Annotated in this window: 1 protein-coding gene; it reads right to left on the bottom strand. The window is 49.0% G+C overall.

Annotation, left to right across the window (positions count from 1 at the left end; genetic code table 11):
- The coding region (locus AACR11_RS29805) for a Tn3 family transposase (protein WP_114145681.1) at nt 1-1,786 on the bottom strand (1,786 nt) is incomplete at both ends.

Raw genomic sequence — 1,786 nt, 5'->3', positions numbered from 1 at the left:
TCGCTTCAAAGTGTCCCAGAAGATGACTCAGTATCGCGGAGTTGAAGTAGATGATCGCGTTGGCAAGCAATCTTGCGCATTCATTCCAGATAGCGATTTCAGACTCGTTTTTGCCACGGAACTGATCACCATTCACCGACGCAATGGCTCGTCTAAGGAAGTGCCATGCTTCTCCCCGGTTCAGGGCACGTTGCACATACTGCCGCAAACTGGCATCGTCGATGTAGTCAAGTAAATATTGCGCTTTAACCAGTCGATTATACTCCGTCAGAGCCTGTAATATTGGGTGTCCAGAAGGGTAACCAGACAACTTTCTTACCAGCATTGCTTGTGTCGTCCGCTTTGTCTGAAGTGACAGAACAATACGCCTGATATCTTGCCATCCCGTTGTAATAACATTCGTTCTGATAGGCTTCTTTAGCGCCAGTATGGTGCTGCCTTGTTCACTTTCAGTCACATCAAACAGATCATTGATGACACTACTGAACTGCGCGTATCGCGGTGCAAAACTGTAACCGCATAGATCCAGTAAGGCGAAGTTAACATGATTGACACCGTGTGTATCTGTCGAGAGTACGTCAGGTTTGATTTCACTGCTGTTGGATTGTAACAGGTCATAAATATAGTGTGATTCGTGCTCGTTGGAACCGATGATCCGAGCATTGAGGGCGCTGTGGTTGGCCACCAGTGTCATGGCCGTGATCCCTTTGTTGGTGCCGAAATACTTAGAGGAGTACCGGGTTTTAAAGGTTTCCAGATGGGTTTCGAATTTCTGACCATCCGCACTGGCATGCAGCTGGTCCTCCTGAATATGGTAGTGGCGGAAGATGGGTAGCGCTGCAACCGCATTATTGATCACGTCGCTGGCGTCATGCAGCGTTTCAGGCCGGATATAGTTGGCCTGCACCGTACTCAGGTGTTCATAGCTTCGATCGGAGATCTGCGCCATGCCATACACACCACGGTGAGTGGCGTTGGCAATCAGAATGGCCAGTAAATCATCCTGATGAGTGAACCCTTGTTTTTGTATCGGAAGTACATGAGTCAGACATTTCATGAACCCGGTTTCGCGCTCTACATACCGCAGTACATCCGCGATACCGACCGGTTGCATTCGCTTAAAAAAGGGATTGTTGACCAGAGATGTAGCGCTTTTGGTCGGCAGACGCCAGCGGGTACCGGTACGATTTTTCATGATCACATTTCGATTGTCTCCCTCATCAATATGGAGAGCAACGTCTTTGAGTGCACTTTCCAGCCGGTGTTGTTTCTCCTGTAACAATAACTCTGCGGGCTGTTTTAGTCTGTCCAGTGTTGATGAGGCCAGCAAGGTATCCTGCGATGTCTGGGGGATCAGGTCGTCTTCCAGTGCGCGGTATTTGGTAACATTTGGCAAATAAATGCGTCCATTCAGTCGTGAGGTTAACTGCCGGTAGAGCAGCCATTCGTAACGTTGCGGGTTAACGTTATCCTGTTTAACCAACCATGGGAGGTGCTTTTTCGGGATGAGCGACGTATCCATCGTCTTCAGTGGTCCACCGAATGCGATTTCCGTCTGCATCTGTTGAAGTTGGGCGACGACGGCTTCTGAGCCTTTACCGGCCTCACATTCAAGGCACAAGAACACCTGCCTTAACAGTTGCTCCAGGAGATTGCATTGTTCATCGTAATGTTGCCACTGGTACTCTTCCACGGTCCGTTTCTGTTTTTTCAGGTAAAGGCAGAGGGTCTGGATATCCCTGTCATTCATGACCTTCAATGCCTGTTGTCTGACTACTGAGAAGGG

This window comes from Vibrio sp. L85, assembly GCF_963871815.1.
Taxonomy (GTDB): Bacteria; Pseudomonadota; Gammaproteobacteria; order Enterobacterales; family Vibrionaceae; genus Vibrio; species Vibrio harveyi.
The sequence above is the reverse complement of the archived record's forward strand: the minus strand, read 5'-3'. Positions and strand labels throughout refer to the sequence as shown.